Consider the following 18,119-nt stretch of genomic DNA (forward strand, 5'->3'; position numbering starts at 1 on the left):
GAGAGACACAATGGCGAAGCCGCCTGTGCGCAAGCCTAAGAAGAAGGTCTGCGCGTTCTGCAAGGACAAGACCGTGTACGTGGACTACAAGGACACGAACATGCTGCGGAAGTTCATTTCCGACCGCGGCAAGATCCGTGCCCGCCGCGTTACCGGCAACTGCACGCAGCACCAGCGTGACGTCGCCACGGCCGTCAAGAACAGCCGTGAGATGGCGCTGCTGCCCTACACGTCCACCGCGCGATAAGGAAAGGGTGACCGAATAATGAAGATCATCCTGACCCACGAGGTCTCTGGCCTCGGTACCGCCGGCGATGTCGTCGATGTCAAGGACGGTTACGCTCGCAACTACCTGGTCCCGCGTGGTTTCGCGATCCGCTGGACCAAGGGTGGCGAGAAGGACGTGGCGCAGATCCGCCGCGCCCGCAAGATCCACGAGATCTCGACCATCGAGCAGGCCAACGAGTTCAAGGCCAAGCTTGAGGGCGTGAAGGTGCGTCTGGCCACCCGCTCGGGTGACACCGGCCGCCTCTTCGGCTCCGTGACCCCGGCCGACATCGCCACGGCGATCGAGGCTTCCGGTGGTCCGAAGGTCGACAAGCGTCGCGTCGAGCTGACGTCGTCGATCAAGACCCTCGGTTCGTACCAGGTCTCCGTGCGTCTGCACGCGGAGGTCGTTGCGAACCTCGGTGTCGAGGTCGTCGCAGCCTAAGTGCCGCACAACGAAGGGCCGCATCCTCCGGGATGCGGCCCTTCGTCGTGTGTGCGGCCGCGTTTCACGTGAAACATGAAGCTCCGGGCGCATGTTTCACGTGAAACAGGGAGCTCGGCGAGGGGCCATGTTTCACGTGAAACAAGAGGCGTGCCCAGCGCCGCTTCCGCCCGGGCGGGCCCTCGGGTCAGCGGGAGGCCCCCGCGACCAGCCACCGGCCCGAGCGGGCGCGCAGCTGGAGGGTGGCCATCCGGACCAGCATCATCAGGGTCATGGCCCACCAGAGGGCCGTCAGGCCACCTCCGAGCGCCGGGACGAGCAGGGCCGCCGGGGTGAAGACGGCGAGCGTCACGAGCATCGCCCAGGCCAGGTAGCGGCCGTCTCCCGCGCCCATCAGCACACCGTCCAGGACGAAGACGATGCCGGAGACCGGCTGGGACAGCGCCACCACGAGCAGGGCGGGCAGCAGGGCTTCCTCGACCGCGGGGTCACTGGTGAACAGCGGGATGAACACCGGGCGGGCCAGGATGACCAGGACCCCGAGCACGACCCCCGAGACGACGCCCCACCGCACCATGCGGCGGCAGACGGCCTTGGCGCCCTCGGTGTCGCCCGCGCCCAGGTAGCGCCCGATGATCGCCTGCCCGGCGATGGCGATCGCGTCCAGGGCGAAGGCGAGCAGGCTCCACAGGGAGAGCAGGACCTGGTGGGCGGCGATCTCGGCGTCGCCGAGGCGGGCAGCCACGGCGGTCGCGATCATCAGGACGGCGCGCAGGGACAGGGTGCGGACGAGAAGAGGTGCCCCCGCTTGGGCGCAGGCCCGGATTCCGGCGGTGTCGGGACGCAGGGAGGCGCCGTGCCGCCGGGCGCCGCGTACGACGACCACGAGATAGGCGGCCGCCATGGCGCACTGGGCCATGACCGTGCCCCAGGCCGAGCCGGCGATGCCCAGGCCCGCACCGTAGACGAGGCCGACGTTCAGGACGCCGTTGAGGGCGAAGCCGGCGACGGCGACGTAGAGCGGGGTGCGGGTGTCCTGGAGGCCGCGCAGGACCCCGGTGGCCGCGAGGACCACCAGCATGGCCGGGATGCCGAACGCGGAGATCCGCAGATACGTGATCGCGTACGGGGCGACGGTGTCGGAGGCTCCGAACAGGGAGACGAGCCAGGGAGCCGCGGGGGCCAGCACGGCCACGACGGCGGCGCCGAGCAGGAGGGCGAGCCAGATGCCGTCCATCCCCTGCCGGATGGCCGCCTGGAGGTCGCCCGCCCCGACCCGGCGGGAGACGGCCGCGGTGGTCGCGTAGGCGAGGAAGACGAAGATGCTCACCGCGGTGGTGAGCAGTGCCGCCGCGATGCCCAGACCGGCCAGCTGGGGTGTGCCGAGGTGGCCCACGATGGCGCTGTCGGCCATGAGGAAGAGGGGCTCGGCGACGAGGGCGCCGAAGGCGGGGACGGCGAGCGCGAAGATCTCCCGGTCATGCCGTCTCGGGGCAGCCTTCGGCGCGGCGGGGGCCTGTGTCATGCGCCCAACCTAATCTTCCACAGGTAATGGATGCAAGGGTTATTGGATCCTTACCGGTGCGTCGCTCGACGCGTTCCGCGCACCTCGTTGGAGGAGATCTCGGGACGGGACCCGAGATTTTTTCCGTACAGTCGGCCACGCCGCTGAACGTGCAGGTCAGGCAGGGTGTGGCGGTGTGGCAGGTGATTTTGTCCACAGCGTCGTCCCCCGGTCCGTGCACAGCTTCCGGGGACTTACCCACAGCATTGGCGCCGTCATCCACACCTCATCCACACAGCCTGTGGATAACAAGATTGGCTGACGCCGCTCGCGGCCCTACCGTGGTGCGTTGCCCGACTCGTCGAGAGCCGACTCGGGTGCCCCAAATGTCAGAGCCGTGTCGTAGACAGAGTGGCACGGCGAGGTCCGCGTTGCGGACGGGAGGAGGCGGCCCGGTGAGCATGCCCGAGCCCATGGACGACCCCTGGGCCGACAGCGGTCCAGGAGACCGTCTGCCCGCCCGTTCGCGCCGCGGCGGTGAAGGACGCGGCCGCGGGGACGAGCAGCACGACCGGGGCCGCGAGGGCGGCTCCTGGGACGGCGGAGGCAACGGCTTCGAGCGCGTGCCCCCGCAGGACCTCGACGCCGAGCAGTCCGTCCTCGGCGGCATGCTGCTCTCGAAGGACGCGATCGCCGACGTCGTCGAGGTCATCAAGGGCCACGACTTCTACCGGCCGTCCCACGAGACGATCTACCAGGCCATCCTCGACCTGTACGCCAAGGGGGAGCCCGCCGACCCGATCACGGTCGGCGCGGAGCTGACCAGGCGCGGGGAGATCAGCAAGGTCGGAGGTGCCTCGTACCTCCACACGCTGGTGCAGTCCGTACCGACAGCGGCCAACGCCGAGTACTACGCGGAGATCGTCCACGAGCGGGCCGTCCTGCGCCGCCTGGTCGCCGCCGGTACGAAGATCACGCAGATGGGCTACGCGGCCGACGGCGACGTCGACGAGATCGTCAACAGCGCCCAGGCCGAGATCTACGCCGTCACCGAGCAGCGGACCTCCGAGGACTACCTGCCGCTGGGCGACATCATGGAAGGCGCCCTCGACGAGATCGAGGCGATCGGCTCGCGCAGCGGCCAGATGTCCGGCGTGCCGACGGGCTTCACGGACCTCGACTCGCTCACCAACGGCCTGCACCCGGGCCAGATGATCGTGATCGCGGCCCGTCCCGCCATGGGCAAGTCGACGCTCGCGCTGGACTTCGCCCGCGCCTGCTCCATCAAGAGCAACCTGCCGAGCGTGATCTTCTCCCTCGAAATGGGACGCAACGAGATCGCGATGCGCCTGCTCTCGGCGGAGGCTCGGGTGGCCCTGCACCACATGCGCTCCGGCACGATGACCGACGACGACTGGACCCGGCTGGCCCGCCGCATGCCGGACGTCTCGGCCGCGCCGCTCTACATCGACGACTCCCCCAACCTGTCGATGATGGAGATCCGGGCCAAGTGCCGCCGGCTCAAGCAGCGCAGCGACCTCTCCCTCGTCGTCATCGACTACCTCCAGCTGATGCAGTCGGGCGGCTCCCGCCGACCCGAGAGCCGCCAGCAGGAGGTCTCGGACATGTCGCGAAACCTCAAGCTGCTGGCGAAGGAGCTGGAGGTCCCCGTGATCGCCCTCTCCCAGCTGAACCGTGGCCCCGAGCAGCGCACCGACAAGAAGCCGATGGTCTCCGACCTCCGTGAGTCCGGCTCGATCGAGCAGGACGCCGACATGGTGATCCTGCTGCACCGTGAGGACGCGTACGAGAAGGAGTCCCCGCGCGCCGGCGAGGCGGACCTGATCGTGGCGAAGCACCGTAACGGTCCGACAGCGACGATCACCGTGGCCTTCCAGGGGCACTACTCGCGGTTCGTGGACATGGCCAACACATAGCATCCGATCATGGATGCCCTTTCGGAGGACCTGGAACTGCTCCCCGCCACCCGGCGCTCGCTGCGGCACCGGATCGCCGTCGCCCAGAGCGAAGGCCGCGCACCGTCCGTGGTGGCGGCCGTCGTGCGGGGCGGGGAGGTGGTCTGGGAGGGATCCGCCACCTCCGTCGAGGGCCACGGTCCCGACGGGGACGTGCAGTACCGGATCGGTTCGCTCACCAAGACCTTCACCGCCGTGCTGGTGCTGCGGCTTCGGGACGAGGGGCTGCTGAGCCTCGCGGATCCGCTGGAGAAGCACCTGCCGGGTACCGGCGTCGGCGAGGTGACCATCGCTCAGCTGCTGTCCCACACCGCGGGGTTGGCGGCGGAGACCCCGGGCGCGTGGTGGGAGCGCAGCTCCGCGCAGCTGCGGCCGGAACTGGCCGACGTACTGGGTGAGGTGCCGCTGCGGCACGAGCCCGGTCGGCGCCACCACTACTCCAACCCCGGCTACACCGTGCTTGGGTCGCTGGTCGAGGCCCTGCGCGGGATGTCCTGGGACGAGGCGCTCCGGGCGGAGGTGCTGGAGCCGCTGGGGCTCACCCGGACCACGAGCCTGCCCCACGCTCCGCACGCGGGCGGCTGGGCGGTGCATCCGTGGGCGGACCTGATGATGCCCGAACCCCTGGAGGATCTGGGGATCATGGCGGCGGCGGGGCAGCTCTGGTCGACGACGGGGGACTTGGCGCGGTTCGCGGACTTCCTGCTGCGGGGGGACGCGCGGGTGCTGAGTCCGGAGTCCCTGCGGGAGATGCGTACGTCGGCGGCTCCCCCCGAGCCCGGCGCCGCCGAACTCGGCTACGGGCTGGGGCTCCAGCTCCTGGCCCACGGCGGGCGCCGTCTCGTGGGGCACAGCGGTTCGCTTCCGGGGTTCGTCGCGGGGCTGTGGCTGAGCGAGGCGGACGACGTGGCGGCCGTGGTGCTGGCCAACGTCACCTCGGGCCTGCCGGCCGCGACGGTGGCGGCGGAACTCGTGGGCCTGGTGGCCGACGCCGAGCCCCGGTTCCCGCAGCCCTGGCGTCCGTTCCGGGCGGAGGACGAGGTCCCGCTGGAGCTGTGCGGGACCTGGTACTGGGGCACGTCCCCCCATGTGGTGCGGTTGCGGGCGGACGGCTCGTTGGAGCTCGGGCCGACGGCGGCGACCGGGCGCACGGCCCGCTTCCGTCCCGGGAGTGACGGCAGTTGGACGGGTCTGAACGGCTACTACGCCGGAGAGACCTTGCGGGCGGTGCGCCGGGGCGACGGCTCCGTGAGCCACCTCGACCTCGCCTCGTTCGTGTTCACGCGCGATCCGTACGACGCCCAGGCGCCGGTGCCCGGCGGCGTGGACCCGCAGGGCTGGCGGGGCATCGGCTGACGGCCCCGCCTGCCCACAGCGCGTGACCGGTCAGAGCTGGAGTTTGAATCCGACGTGGGACGCGGTGAACCCGAGCCGCTCGTAGAAGCGGTGGGCATCGGTCCGTGTCGCGTCCGAGGTCAGCTGGACCAATGAGCAGTTCTCGGCGCGGGACCGCTCCACGGCCCACTCGACGAACCGCGTACCCAGGCCGCTCCCGCGCTCATCGGCGTGCACACGGACGCCTTCGATGATCGAGCGGGTGGCTCCTCTGCGGGAGAGGCCGGGGACGATCGTGAGCTGGAGGGTGCCCACGACCCGGTCGGACCGGACGGCGACGACCAGGTGTTGGTTCGGGTCGTCGGAGATGCGCCTCAGCGCCGCGCGGTACGGGGCCAGGTCCTCGGGGGACTCCCGGGCGGCGCCCAGGGCGTCGTCGGCCAGCATGGCGACGACGGAGGGCAGGTCGGCCTCGACGGCCGGCCGGATGGTCAGCTCGGTGGACGGGGTCATACGACGTGCTCCTCTCAGCCGGCGGCCACGGTCAGCGGCGCCCACCGGCGCGTCCAGTCGCCGGGCAGGCCGGGGATGTCCCGGGTCATGACGGCGTTGAAGGCCACGGATTCGAGCCCCCGGTCCTTCAGCCAGCCGAGGAGCTCCTCGTGGCGCACATCGACATCCGTGCGCAGCGGCCGGTCCGTGCCCCGCGCGAGAGCGGTGATCAGGGCCTGGGCGGTGGCGGTGTCCTGGGCGATGAGCGGACCGATGACATGGGTGTCCATGTTGGGCCAGGCGGCGGCATAGCCCGTGAGGGTGCCGTCGTCCTTCGGGTCCTCGGCGACGAGCAGTTGGTCGGCGAAGGCGGGCAAGCGGACGATCATGTGGGTGCGGTCGGTCCCGAAGACCTCGGCGTCCAGGCGCAGGATGTGGGACAGGTCCTCGGCGAGCGCCGGCCGGACCCGAGGAGCGTCGGCCCCCACCGGAGGGTCCTCGTCGCCGCGGAAGGTCCCGCGGAGCATCTCGGCGCGGCCCGTGGTCTCGAAGCCGAGCTCCTCGTAGAGCGGGCGCCCGTAGGGAGTGGCGTGCAGGGTGAGTGGAACGCCGCGAAGGACGTCGTCGCACACGTGGGACATCAGACGGCGGCCGATGCCGCGCCGGGCGTAGCGGTCGGCGACAAGGACCATCCCGATGGCCGCGAGCCCGGTTCCGGCGTGGGTCTGGCCGTACCGGGTGACGATGCAGGCGGCGGCGAGGCCTTGCCCGTCCGGGGCATCGATCCCGTAGCCGTCTCCGGCGGCGAGGAGCAGGCCCCATTTGTGGTCCTCACGCAGCCACCCCCGGTCCTCTGACAGGTCCGCGCAACGGGAGAGGTCGTCCGCCCGGAGCGTTCTGATCGGCAAATCTGTGATGTGTGGTGGTGTCACCGACTCAGAGTGGATCATTGGCCCGGGCGCGTCCAGGGGATTCACCACGTGGATGTTTCACGTGAAACACCCTGTTTCACGTGAAACGTAAGCACTAATCTCGACGGCTATGACCCGCCTGCACCTCTTCGATCTCGACGGCACGCTGATGTACGGATCGGCGGCGCCGGTCGAGATCTCCCGTCAACTCGGTCTGAGCGCCGAGATCGCCGCGCTGGAAAGGTCGTTCAGCGCGAGGGAGATGGAGCCGCACCAGTTCTCGGTGGCCGTCCACGCCCTGTGGGCTGAGCTGACACCGGCGCACGTCCGCGCGGCCTTCGACGGGTCTCCCTGGATCGCGGGCATCCGCGAGGTGTGGCGGGAGATCCGGGAGCGGGGTGAGTACTGCGCGGTGATCTCCCTGTCGCCCTCCTTCTTCGTGGAACTCCTCACGGAGTGGGGAGCGCATGCCGCACACGGTTCGGTCTTCCCCGAAGTGCCGTTCACCCGGCCCGTGGAGGTGGCGGGGATCCTGACCCCCGAGGCCAAGGTCACCGTGGCGGACCGGCTGTGCGAGCGGTTCGGGCTGGGGCGCGTGAACTGCGTCGCGTACGGGGATTCGATGACGGACGCGGTCCTGTTCGACGCGGTACCGGTCTCGGTCGCGGTCAACGCGCGGCCCTATCTCGTGAGACGCGCCACCCATGTCTACGAGGGCCGTGACCTGCGGGAGGCCTACCAGCTCGTGGGTTCGCAGCGCCCGGAAGTCGACGCATCTTAAGGGGAAAGTGGGTTCGAAACGCGGAATTTCTGCATTTCCCCGCAGGCGTCCGGGCAGGCTGGCACGCTGGGAAACCCTGGAACCACGGATTCACGGACCGTGGCGTGTGCAGACCGACCGAGATGCTTGAAGCGAGGCACCGCATGGACGCTCCGCCCACCGGATCGGCCGGAGGGAGGCCGCCCCGGATACCCTCCGGGGCCGGTACGCCCGAACCGTCGCCGGACGCGGTACTCATCCGCCGAACCCTCGCGGAGATCGCCCCCATCGCGGACCGGGTGACCTCCTACTTCTACGCTCTGGTGTTCATCAACCACCCGGAGCTCCGGTCGCTGTTCCCGGCGGCCATGGATGTGCAGCGCGACCGGCTCCTGAAAGCACTGCTGACCGCTGCCGAGCACATCGACAACCCGGACGTGCTCGTCCCCTACCTGCGCCGGCTGGGCACGGGGCACCGCAAGTACGGTACCCAGCCCGCCCACTACCCGGCCGTCGGCGAGGCCCTCATCGGGGCCCTGGCCCGGTACGCGGACGCGTCCTGGGGGCCGGAGGCCGAGGCCGCCTGGGTGCGCGCGTACACGGCGATCTCCCAGGTCATGATCGACGCGGCCGCGGCGGACGCCGCCCCCGCCTGGTGGCACGCGGAAGTGGTCTCCCACGAGTTGCGCACCTCGGACATCGCGGTGCTGACGGTCCGCCCCGACCAGCCGTACCCCTTCCTCGCCGGCCAGTACACCAGCCTGGAGACCCCGTGGTGGCCGCGGGTCTGGCGGCACTACTCCTTCGCCTCGGCGCCGCGCGCCGACGGGCTGCTGTCCTTCCACGTCAAAGCCGTCCCGGCCGGTTGGGTCTCCAACGCCCTCGTACGCCACGCCCGCCCGGGCGACGTACTGCGCCTGGGCCCGCCGGCGGGGTCGATGGTGGTGGACCACACCACGGACAACGGGATGCTGTGCCTCGGCGGAGGGACGGGTATCGCCCCCATCAAGGCGCTGATCGAGGACGTGGCGGAACACGGCGAGCGGCGTCCGGTGGAGGTGTTCTTCGGGGCGCGCAGCGACGGCGACCTGTACGACAAGGACACGCTGCTCGGACTGCAGCGCTCGCACCCGTGGCTCTCGGTTCGGCCCGTGGTCGGCGATGGGCTGGCCGGTCAACTCCCGCAGGCCATCGGCGAGCACGGGCCCTGGAGCTCGTACGACGCGTTCATCTCGGGTCCGCCGGCGATGATCCGGAGCGGGGTGGACGAGCTCAAGCGGATCGGGATCCCGGACGAGCGGATCCGTCACGACGCGGTCGAGGAGCTGGCGGGCGTCGCGGGCTGAGGCCGGCGGGTGCTCCGCCGGCCGCGTAGCCGGGACTCGTTACGGGCCGGATCAGCCCAGGTCGGGTGCGTGCATGGCGCGTACGCCCTCGATGTTGGCGTCGAGGTAGTGCCGCAGGGACAGCGGGACCAGGTGGACGGCGGCGATGCCGACCCGGCTGAACGGCACGCGGACGATCTCGTACTCGCCCTCGGGCTGCTCCATCTCCGGGCCGTGCCGTTGGCTGAGGTCCATGGATTCGAGGTGGCAGACGAAGAAGTGCTGCACCTTCACCCCGGTCACGCCGCCGTCGGCGATGTGCTCGACGGTGTCGACGAAGCAGGGCACCACGTCGGTGATCTTCGCGCCGAGTTCTTCGTGGACCTCCCGGTGGAGGGCGTCGACGACGGTGGCGTCCGAGGGCTCCACCCCGCCGCCGGGAGTGAGCCAGTAGGGGTCGACGCCGGGCTTGGTGCGCTTGATGAGGATCAGGTCGCCGCCGTCGAGCAGGATCGCGCGGGCGGTGCGTTTGACCACGGGACGTTCGGTCATGGGAGAAGAGTGGCCCACCGCTCCGCTTCTGAAACGCGCCGGGGGCCGGAATCAGCGCGGTCCACGAGTGCCGTGCCCCCGTGGACCCCGCGACCGGCATGCCCAGGACCCCGCGACCGGGTCCCGCCGACGCGGCCGGACCCCCGCCGTGGCCGGACCCCCCGCGGCCGGACCCCCGCCGCGTCGCCGCCCGGCCGAGGTCAGCCGCTCGCGCCCACGCTGTCCAGGGCCCGGAGGACGTCCGCCACCAGGTCCTGGGTGTCCTCGGCGCCGGCGGAGAAGCGGATGAAGCCCTCCGGTACGGCGTCCCCACCCCATCGGCCGCGCCGCTCGGCGGTGGAACGCACCCCGCCGAAGCTCGTGGCGTCCTCGACCAGATGCAGCGCGGCCATGAACCGCTCCGCGCGGTCGCGGTCGGCCAGGGCGAAGGAGACCACGGAGCCGAAGCCCCGCATCTGCCGGGCGGCCGTCTTGTGGGACGGGTCCGAGGGCAGGCCCGGGTAGCGCAGTCCGGTCACCTCGGCCCGGTCGGCCAGCGCCTCGGCGACGGCCAGCGCGTTGGCCCACTGGCGCTGGGCCCGCAGCTGGATGGTGGACAGGGAGCGGTGGGCGAGCCAGGCCTCCATCGGGCCCGGGACGGCGCCGATGATCTTGCGCCACCGCCTGACCCGGGCGGCGAGCTCCGGGTCGCGGCAGACCACGTAGCCCAGCAGCAGGTCGCCGTGGCCGGTGAGGCCCTTCGTGCCGCTGGCGACGGAGAAGTCCGCGCCGAGCTCCAGGGGCCGCTGCCCGAGCGGGGTGGCGAGGGTGTTGTCGACGGCGACGAGCGTCCCGCCGGCCCGCGCCGCGTCCGCGAGCCGCCGCACGTCGCACACGTCCAGCCCGGGGTTCGACGGCGTCTCGATCCACAGCAGTCGGGCTCCGTCGAGGACCGCGAGCTGGGCGTCGTCGCCCGTCGGCGCGGTCCGGACGAGGATCCCGTAGTCCTGGAGCTGTTCGCGCAGCAGGGGCAGGGCCTGGTAGCCGTCGTCGGGCAGGACGACGGTGTCCCCGGTGCGGGCCTGGGAGAGGAGGACGGCGGAGATCGCTGCCATACCGGAGGCGAAGACGACGGTGTGGACGTCCTCGCCGGGGGACTCCAGCTCGCCGATGGCCCGTTCCAGCAGGGTCCAGGTGGGGTTGGTGTCGCGGCCGTAGGTGTACGGCCCCTCTACATCGCCGGGAAGGTGGAAATGGGCGGCGAAGACCGGTCCCGGCAGGGGCGGTTCGTTCTTCACCGGATCCGGCAGTCCGGCCCGCACGGCGCGCGTGCCGTCGCCGAGCCGGCCCGCCTCGTGGTCGTTCTCGCTCATGGGGTGCGCTCCTCGCGGCACAGGGAAGCCGTTCAGTCCTTGTCGGGCAGGACCATGTTCACGGCCCAGGAGACGATGGAGATGATCAGGGCGCCGAGCAGGGCGGTCCAGAAACCGTCGACGTGGAAGCTGAGGTCGAACTGCTGGGCCAGCCAGGAGGTCAGCATCAGCATCAGGGCGTTCACGACCAGGGTGAACAGACCCAGCGTGAGGACGAACAGCGGCAGCGAGAGCAGCCTCACCACGGGCTTCACGATGAAGTTGACCAGGCCGAAGACCAGCGCGACCAGGATCAGGGAGAGGGTCCGGTGACCCATGCTGCTGCCGTCGTCGAGGGTGATGCCCGCGAGCAGCCAGATGGCGACGGCCAGGGCCGCCGCGTTGGCGAGCGTCTTGACTACGAAATTCGTCATGTGTCTGATCGTGGCAGAGAAGATCCCGGTGGGACATCCGCAGATCAGCGGAAGAGCCGGCACGACCGAGTACAAGGGGTACAACGCGGATGAAAGCCTTCCGGCTTGACGAGCTCGAAGCGGAGCGGGCGGCCAACGACGGCGCCTACCTGCAGTTCCTGCGCGAGCGGAACATGTCGGTGGGGCTGTACGCGCTGGACGCGGGCCAACTCGACCCGCAGCAGCCGCACGGCCAGGACGAGGTCTACTTCGTCGTGAGCGGCCGCGCGGCGATCACGGTCGGGGAGGAGACGACGGCGGTCGCGCGCGGCAGCGTGGTCTACGTGCCGGCCGGGATGCCGCACAAGTTCCACCACATCACCGAGGACCTCAGGGTGATGGTGGTGTTCTCCCCGCCGGAGGCCTGACGGTCCCGGCCTCGGGGTTCGCGCCCCTGATCCGCCGGACACCCCTAGGGGGCGGATCAGGGGACTGCGGGGGCCCGCGGGCCCCCGCCCGGCCCGCGGAACTCCTAGCATCGGGAGCGGAAGCACCGACGAGGACGAGGAAGAGGACGAGGACATGGACGGGATCCGAAAGACATTCGCTGGAATGCCCTGGTGGGTCAAGTGGGTCGCGGTCCCGCTGCTGGCGCTGTTCGTCTTCGGCGGGGTGATCACCAGCATCCTGGGCGCGCTGATCGGACTCGTCTTCAAGCTGCTGCTGTTCGTGGCCCTCGTCGGCGGCCTGGTCTTCGTCGTCTCGAAGATCGGCGGTACGCGGACGAAGTCCTCCTCCCGCGAGTGGTAGGAGGCCCGGCCCCGATGTCTCGGGGATTGAGCCAGGCGAGGGAACGTCAGGCACTTAACCGCTCACATCCGATGAACCGGCCGATAGAGTGGTATTCCGTGCCGATCCCGGGGCACCGACAGCCGGTCACACCGCTCTGACCAGCGGTCGTGCACAACATGCGCCGAGCACGACCCCCAGGACCGCGGCACGCGCGGGGGAGGCCCCCGCAGGGTGGGCCTTCCCGGAGGCCCGCCGCCACGCCTGGGGGTGAGCTTTGGCTTCGGTTCACAATGCCGGTGTGCCGACCCTGATCGGCTCGGTGCAACGGGCGCTGCGGCTGCTCGAAGCGGTGTCGTCCCACAGTGACGGCGCCCCGGCGAAACAGCTGGCGCGTGAGGCCGGGCTTCCCCTTCCCACCGCGTACCACCTGCTGCGCACCCTGACCCACGAGGGCTATCTGCGCAGGGACAACGGGGTTTTCGTACTGGGTGACGCCGCCCGCCGACTGGCTGGTGTGGGGCTTCAGCAGAAACGTCGCAGCATGATCCTCGACTCCCTCGCGCACTTCCGCGACGCGGTCGGCGCCCCGGTCTACTTCGCCGTCTACCGCGAGGGTGAGATCGAGGTCGTGGGCGTCTCGGACACCCCGGCCAACCCGGCCTGCGAGGAGTGGGCCGATTTCCGCCAGACCGGATACGCGCACGCCATCGGGCAGTGCCTGCTCGGGCAGCTCGACGAGCAGGCGCGCAAGGACTACTACGACCGCCACCCGGTCGAGGCCATCACGCCGTTCACCGTCGGGGACCAACGGCGCCTGGAGCGCCGGATCGGATCTCTGCAGAGGATGCAGCCGGTTACGGAGCGTCAGGAGTACGCGCTCGGTACGGTGTGCGCCGCCATTCCGATTACGGCCGGGGGTGCCGCCGCGACGATGGCCATTTCCCTTCCTCTGCACCAGGAAAATCGGTTGCTGTACGCAGTTGATCGACTACAGAGTGAAGTAGGCGCGCTGTTGAGCACTCTCTCGTTCTCTATCAGTATCTGAAAACTCACTCCTTGTGATCTCCGAGCGCTTCCACCACTCTTGTCAAGAGGCCGTGGGGGATCATTCCTGGCCACTTCCACTACAGCGGAGTAGGCAATGCGCGAGTCGGTACAGGCAGAGGTCATGATGAGCTTCCTCGTTTCCGAGGAGCTCTCGTTCCGGATCCCGGTGGAGCTCCGGTACGACGCCCGTGATCCCTACGCGGTCCGCCTGACGTTCCACCTGCCGGGAGACGCGCCCGTGACCTGGGCGTTCGGCAGGGAGCTCCTCCTGGACGGCATCAACAAGCCGTGCGGTGACGGCGACGTGCACATCGCGCCCACCGATCCGGAGGACCTGTCCGACGTTCATATCCGGCTGCAGGTCGGCGGTGACCGGGCCCTGTTCCGCGTCAGCGCGGCTCCGCTCGTCGCCTTCCTCGACCGGACCGACCGGCTGGTCCCGCTCGGTCAGGAGCGTGACCTCGGGGACTTCGAGGAGAACCTCGACGAGGCGCTCGGCAAGATCCTCTCCGGGTCCCGGCAGAACGAGCAGAACGCCGGCTGACCCGGCCGGTCCCTCAGCGCTTGCGTCGCCGCCGACCCCGGCCGCCGCGGGCCGGCCCGGAGGCCCCGGCTCCCGCCCCGGCCCCGGCCCCGGTCGCGGATCCGGGCCGGTCGGCGGACACGACCAGCGCGGCCAGTGCCGTGGTGACGGGTACCGAGGCCACCAGTCCGATCGAGCCGACGAGGGTGCGTACGATCTCCGCCGCGACCAGTTCGCTGTTGGCCACCGAACCCATGCTGCTGTTCGCGATCGAGAACAGCAGGAGCAGGGGGAGTGCGGCACCCGCGTAGGCCAGCACCAGCGTGTTGACCACCGAGGCGATGTGGTCGCGGCCGATCCGGATACCCGCACGGTAGAGGCCCCGTGGCCCCATCTCCGGGTCGGCGTGGTGGAGCTCCCATACAGCCGAGGTCTGGGTGACCGTCACGTCGTCGAGCACGCCCAGGGAGCCGATGATGACACCTGCGAGCAGCAAACCGCTCATGTCGATGTTCGGATAGAGCCCGTGGATCAGCCCGGTGTTGTCGTCCGTGTTGCCGCTGAGGAACGCCCAGTCGATGAACAGGGAGCCCAGCAGCCCGATCAGCAGCAGCGAGACGAGCGTGCCGATGACGGCGACCGAGGTGCGGGCGGTCAAGCCGTGGCACATGTAGAGCGCGATGAGCATGATGGCGCTCGCTCCGACGACCGCGACGACCAGGGGGTTCGAACCCTGCAGGATCGCGGGGAGGATGAAGAGCATCAGCACCCCGAAACTGACGACGAGCGCGATCAGCGCGAACAGCCCGCGCATCCGCCCGACGAGTACCACCACGACGGCGAAGATGCCGGCCAGGACCGCCATCGGGAACTTGCGGTTGACGTCGATGACGGAGTACTGGAGGTCGCGGGGGGCGTCCGGCGCGTAGGCCACCACCACCTCCTGGCCGTCGGCCAACTGCCGCGGTGCGCCCGGCTGCACGATCTCGACGAAGGTGCGGCCCCGGTCGGGACCCGTGCCGATCTCGACGGTGGCCTTCTTGCAGTCGCCGGTCTGCGCGGCCAGGGCCTCGCGGCCCTGGGGGGTGGAGTCGTCACCGGTGGGCGGCACCTGTGCGGCGTTCACCGATGCGCAGTCGACGCGTTCCAGTGAGACGACCCGCGCCTGCTGGGTCTGCCGGTCGAATCCCACACCCGTGCGCTCGTGCCCGGGCGCGCCGCCCGGCCAGAGCACCACCATGCCGACGAAGACGGCGGTGGCGAAGGGGATGAGCACGGCGGCGATGACCCTGCGCAGATGCTTCGAGACAGGGGTGGCCGGGCCGTGGCTGTGGCTGTGCGCATGCCCGGACGCGGGCCCGGGACCGGAGTGCGCGTGGCCGGTAGGGCCAGTGGGCTCTGTGGGTTCGTTGGGGGGCTGCGGCGAGGACGTCACCAGCAGATCATCGCAAGAGATGAGGGGGCCCACTGTTCAGCACGCCACAGATGACGCTAGCGTGGGGGCACCTTTGCACAACGCGGGAGCTCGGAGCACCGGGCTGAGAGGACGCTGATCACCGTAGGCGCATCACAGATGCGTACGGGAAGAGGCTGCGTCGACCGCCGAACCTGTTACCGGGTAATGCCGGCGTAGGGAGATAGGTCTCATGACCATTCAGGACGCACGCACGCCTGCCGTCAGCCAGGACGCCGACGGCCGGACTGAGCGCCAGCCGGGCTGGCACAAGGGGTACGTGGCGGGCTCCCGCCCCGACATCCGGGTGCCGGTCCGCCAGGTACACCTCACCAACGGCAAGGACGTGACGCTGTACGACACGTCCGGGCCGTACACCGACCCGCAGATCGAGACCGACGTGCGCCGCGGTCTGGCGCCGCTGCGCGAGAACTGGATCATCGGCCGCGGGGACACCGAGGAGTACGCGGGCCGTCCCGCGCGCCCCGAGGACGACGGCATCAAGCACACCTCGCCGCGCGGTGGCCTCAAGAACCTCGACGCGGTCTTCCCGGGCCGCCCCCGCCAGCCCCGCCGGGGCCGCGGCGGCGTGGCCGTCACCCAGCTCGCGTACGCCCGCCGCGGTGAGGTCACCCCGGAGATGGAGTACGTCGCGATCCGCGAGAACGTCTCCCCCGAGGTGGTCCGCGAGGAGATCGCCGCGGGTCGCGCGGTGCTCCCGGCGAACGTGAACCACCCGGAGATCGAGCCGATGATCATCGGCAAGCGCTTCCTGGTGAAGGTCAACGCCAACATCGGCAACTCCGCGGTCACCTCCTCCATCGAGGAGGAGGTCGACAAGATGACCTGGGCGACCAAGTGGGGCGCCGACACGGTCATGGACCTCTCGACGGGCCGCAACATCCACACCACCCGCGAGTGGGTGCTGCGCAACTCCCCCGTCCCGATCGGGACCGTGCCGCTCTACCAGGCACTGGAGAAGGTCGACGGCCGCGCCGAGGACCTGACCTGGGAGATCTACAAGGACACGGTCATCGAGCAGGCCGAACAGGGCGTCGACTACATGACCGTCCACGCCGGCGTGCTCCTGCCCTACGTCCCGCTGACCGCCCGCCGCAAGACCGGCATCGTCTCGCGCGGCGGCTCGATCATGGCCGCCTGGTGCCTCGCGCACCACAAGGAGAACTTCCTCTACACGAACTTCGAGGAGCTCTGCGACATCCTCGCGACGTACGACGTCACGTACTCGCTCGGCGACGGCCTGCGCCCCGGTTCTATCGCGGACGCCAACGACGCGGCCCAGTTCGCCGAGCTGAAGACGCTGGGCGAGCTCAACACCATCGCCAAGCGGCACAACGTCCAGACGATGATCGAGGGCCCGGGCCACGTCCCGATGCACAAGATCAAGGAGAACATCGACCTCCAGCAGGAGATCTGCGAGGAGGCGCCGTTCTACACGCTCGGCCCGCTGACCACGGACGTCGCACCCGCGTACGACCACATCACCTCGGGCATCGGCGCCGCGATGATCGCCTGGTGGGGTACCGCCATGCTCTGCTACGTGACGCCCAAGGAGCACCTGGGCCTGCCCAACCGCGACGACGTGAAGACCGGCGTCATCACCTACAAGATCGCGGCCCACGCGGCGGACCTGGCCAAGGGCCACCCCGGCGCCCAGGAATGGGACGACGCCCTGTCGGACGCGCGGTTCGAGTTCCGCTGGGAGGACCAGTTCAATCTGGCCCTCGATCCGGACACGGCCCGCGAGTTCCACGACGAGACGCTGCCGGCGGAGCCGGCGAAGACCGCGCACTTCTGCTCCATGTGCGGTCCCAAGTTCTGCTCGATGAAGATCTCCCAGGACATCCGGCGCGAGCACGGCGGTGACCTGAAGGCTGAGGAGATCCAGGCGGGGATGGCGGAGAAGTCCGCCGAGTTCGCTGCCTCGGGCAGCCGTGTCTACCTGCCGCTGGCCGACTGACGCACCGCTCGTCAGGCGTCGCTCCCCGATCCGGCGGTCGGGGAGCGGCGCCTTCCGGCGCTCGCCCCGGCCTGCGGGCGCATCCCCGTGAGAGCGAAGGGCATCCGCGGATGTCTCGGGATGTTTCACGTGAAACATCCGCTTCCCGTGCCGGTGCTACTCGGGCTGCGGCTTCGGTCCGCCGAAGTCCGGGCTCGTGAAGTCCGGTGAGCTGTAACCCGGCCCGGGCCCCTCCGACGGGGAGCCCGGGCTGGTGAAGTCGGGCGCGGTGTAGCCGAGGCTGGGGATACGGCCGCCGCGTCGGTGAGGCTCCCCGGGACCCTGTCCGGCGCTCGGGTCGGCCAGGGCGTCGCGCAGGAACGGCATGATGCCGCGCTCCAGTACCGCGTTGCGCCAGGCCTCGCGGGCCCGCGCGACCTCGTCGGGTATCGCCTCCGTCTCGTCCGCCACCACCTCGGTGGAGCTGTTGCGCAGGGCCGTCATCAGCAGTCCGATCACGGCGATGAACAGGGCGGCGGCGGTGAGCGCACCGAAGAGCCAGCCCGCCGTGAGCATGGTCTTGGCGAAGGCGGGCTCGGGCTCGACCATCTTCAGGCTGTAGCCGATGAGCAGGAAGATCAGCATCGCGGTGCCGGCCAGGACGGGCGCGAGGACCGTGATCACGGCGCTGACACCCGCACCGTCTCCGTCTCCGTGCCCGTCACCGTCCTCCCCCGTCGTCCCAGGCGTGGAGAGGAGCTCGTCGCGCCGTTCCCCGCGGACCTTCACGTAGTGGTCGTACTCGGTGGAGGCCGCGCCCGCGAGCAGGGCGGTGGCCCCCTGCGCCATGGTGCGCAGCTGTTCGGCGTTCAGCCGGACGCCGAGCGCGGCGAGTTCGGGCCGATCGCGCGCGGTGCGCAGCGCCTCGTCGAGGAGTCGCTCGAACTCCGGTCGGTCTTCGGTCAGCAGGTGCGGAGCGCTGGTCATGTGCATCCCCCGATGCTCCGTACAAGCCGGTATGCCCGCGTAGACC

Annotated in this window: 19 protein-coding genes and 1 riboswitch; of the genes, 11 read left to right on the forward strand and 8 right to left on the reverse strand. The window is 70.1% G+C overall.

Annotated elements, in window-relative coordinates:
• The first annotated feature begins 10 nt into the window (after nt 1–10).
• On the forward strand, nt 11–247 hold the full coding sequence (rpsR, locus tag ACFWUQ_RS00595; RefSeq protein WP_003956534.1) for a 30S ribosomal protein S18: 237 nt from the start codon (nt 11–13) through the stop codon (nt 245–247).
• 18 nt (nt 248–265) lie between these two features.
• Nucleotides 266–712, forward strand: a complete 447-nt coding sequence (gene rplI / locus ACFWUQ_RS00600; protein WP_384531176.1) for a 50S ribosomal protein L9 — start codon at nt 266–268, stop codon at nt 710–712.
• A 187-nt stretch (nt 713–899) separates the two neighbouring features.
• Here the strand turns inward: rplI and ACFWUQ_RS00605 are convergent, their stop codons facing one another.
• The gene (locus ACFWUQ_RS00605; RefSeq protein ID WP_384531178.1) at nt 900–2,237 is read right to left on the reverse strand and encodes an MATE family efflux transporter; all 1,338 of its coding nucleotides are present in this window, start codon (nt 2,235–2,237) and stop codon (nt 900–902) included.
• Nucleotides 2,238–2,689: 452 nt separating this feature from the next.
• On the opposite strand from ACFWUQ_RS00605, the gene dnaB reads away from it, so the two are divergent.
• Both dnaB and ACFWUQ_RS00615 read left to right on the forward strand, forming a co-directional pair.
• On the forward strand, nt 2,690–4,153 hold the full coding sequence (gene dnaB / locus ACFWUQ_RS00610; protein WP_384531341.1) for a replicative DNA helicase: 1,464 nt from the start codon (nt 2,690–2,692) through the stop codon (nt 4,151–4,153).
• Between the two features lie 9 nt (nt 4,154–4,162).
• A complete protein-coding gene (locus ACFWUQ_RS00615) occupies nt 4,163–5,548 on the forward strand; it encodes a serine hydrolase domain-containing protein (RefSeq protein WP_384531179.1) in 1,386 nt (461 codons plus the stop codon).
• A gap of 30 nt (nt 5,549–5,578) precedes the next feature.
• Here the strand turns inward: ACFWUQ_RS00615 and ACFWUQ_RS00620 are convergent, their stop codons facing one another.
• Nucleotides 5,579–6,040, reverse strand: coding sequence for a GNAT family N-acetyltransferase (locus ACFWUQ_RS00620; RefSeq protein WP_384531181.1), 462 nt, complete (start codon nt 6,038–6,040; stop codon nt 5,579–5,581).
• A gap of 14 nt (nt 6,041–6,054) precedes the next feature.
• Entirely contained in the window at nt 6,055–6,951 is an 897-nt protein-coding gene (locus ACFWUQ_RS00625; RefSeq protein WP_384531183.1) for a GNAT family N-acetyltransferase, read from the reverse strand.
• A 109-nt stretch (nt 6,952–7,060) separates the two neighbouring features.
• Between ACFWUQ_RS00625 and ACFWUQ_RS00630 the strand changes: the two genes are divergently transcribed.
• Entirely contained in the window at nt 7,061–7,711 is a 651-nt protein-coding gene (locus ACFWUQ_RS00630) for an HAD family hydrolase (RefSeq protein WP_384531185.1), read from the forward strand.
• Entirely contained in the window at nt 7,705–9,036 is a 1,332-nt protein-coding gene (locus ACFWUQ_RS00635) for a globin domain-containing protein (protein ID WP_384531342.1), read from the forward strand. The genes ACFWUQ_RS00630 and ACFWUQ_RS00635 overlap by 7 nt, the downstream gene beginning before the upstream one ends.
• A 51-nt stretch (nt 9,037–9,087) precedes the next feature.
• On the opposite strand, the gene ACFWUQ_RS00640 is transcribed toward ACFWUQ_RS00635, so the two are convergent.
• From ACFWUQ_RS00640 to ACFWUQ_RS00650, 3 genes are all read right to left on the reverse strand, one after another.
• Nucleotides 9,088–9,567 carry an NUDIX domain-containing protein gene (locus ACFWUQ_RS00640; protein WP_384531187.1) on the reverse strand — a complete coding sequence of 160 codons (480 nt, stop codon included), beginning with the start codon at nt 9,565–9,567 and terminating at the stop codon, nt 9,088–9,090.
• 200 nt (nt 9,568–9,767) lie between these two features.
• Nucleotides 9,768–10,919, reverse strand: coding sequence for a cystathionine gamma-lyase (locus ACFWUQ_RS00645; RefSeq protein ID WP_384531189.1), 1,152 nt, complete (start codon nt 10,917–10,919; stop codon nt 9,768–9,770).
• A 32-nt stretch (nt 10,920–10,951) separates the two neighbouring features.
• On the reverse strand, nt 10,952–11,332 hold the full coding sequence (locus ACFWUQ_RS00650; RefSeq protein WP_384531190.1) for a phage holin family protein: 381 nt from the start codon (nt 11,330–11,332) through the stop codon (nt 10,952–10,954).
• Nucleotides 11,333–11,421: 89 nt separating this feature from the next.
• Between ACFWUQ_RS00650 and ACFWUQ_RS00655 the strand changes: the two genes are divergently transcribed.
• The 4 genes from ACFWUQ_RS00655 to ACFWUQ_RS00670 all read left to right on the forward strand — a co-directional run bounded on the left by ACFWUQ_RS00655 (nt 11,422) and on the right by ACFWUQ_RS00670 (nt 13,694).
• Entirely contained in the window at nt 11,422–11,739 is a 318-nt protein-coding gene (locus tag ACFWUQ_RS00655; RefSeq protein ID WP_384531191.1) for a cupin domain-containing protein, read from the forward strand.
• A gap of 154 nt (nt 11,740–11,893) precedes the next feature.
• Complete coding sequence (locus ACFWUQ_RS00660; RefSeq protein ID WP_384531192.1) at nt 11,894–12,121, forward strand: DUF5326 family protein; 228 nt, start codon at nt 11,894–11,896, stop codon at nt 12,119–12,121.
• Between the two features lie 289 nt (nt 12,122–12,410).
• The gene (locus ACFWUQ_RS00665; protein ID WP_384531344.1) at nt 12,411–13,148 is read left to right on the forward strand and encodes an IclR family transcriptional regulator; all 738 of its coding nucleotides are present in this window, start codon (nt 12,411–12,413) and stop codon (nt 13,146–13,148) included.
• 96 nt (nt 13,149–13,244) lie between these two features.
• Entirely contained in the window at nt 13,245–13,694 is a 450-nt protein-coding gene (locus tag ACFWUQ_RS00670; RefSeq protein WP_384531194.1) for an SsgA family sporulation/cell division regulator, read from the forward strand.
• 13 nt (nt 13,695–13,707) lie between these two features.
• Here ACFWUQ_RS00670 and ACFWUQ_RS00675 read toward each other — a convergent pair whose 3' ends face one another.
• Nucleotides 13,708–15,141, reverse strand: coding sequence for a YibE/F family protein (locus ACFWUQ_RS00675; RefSeq protein WP_384531196.1), 1,434 nt, complete (start codon nt 15,139–15,141; stop codon nt 13,708–13,710).
• A 39-nt stretch (nt 15,142–15,180) separates the two neighbouring features.
• Nucleotides 15,181–15,326, forward strand: a riboswitch (TPP riboswitch).
• Between ACFWUQ_RS00675 and thiC the strand changes: the two genes are divergently transcribed.
• Complete coding sequence (gene thiC / locus ACFWUQ_RS00680; protein ID WP_384531198.1) at nt 15,320–17,107, forward strand: phosphomethylpyrimidine synthase ThiC; 1,788 nt, start codon at nt 15,320–15,322, stop codon at nt 17,105–17,107. It overlaps the preceding riboswitch by 7 nt.
• A gap of 156 nt (nt 17,108–17,263) precedes the next feature.
• On the opposite strand, the gene ACFWUQ_RS00685 is transcribed toward thiC, so the two are convergent.
• The gene (locus ACFWUQ_RS00685; protein WP_384531199.1) at nt 17,264–18,079 is read right to left on the reverse strand and encodes a hypothetical protein; all 816 of its coding nucleotides are present in this window, start codon (nt 18,077–18,079) and stop codon (nt 17,264–17,266) included.
• Nucleotides 18,080–18,119 lie beyond the last annotated feature (40 nt).

Source organism: Streptomyces sp. NPDC058662 (genome assembly GCF_042716255.1).
GTDB lineage: Bacteria > Actinomycetota > Actinomycetes > Streptomycetales > Streptomycetaceae > Streptomyces.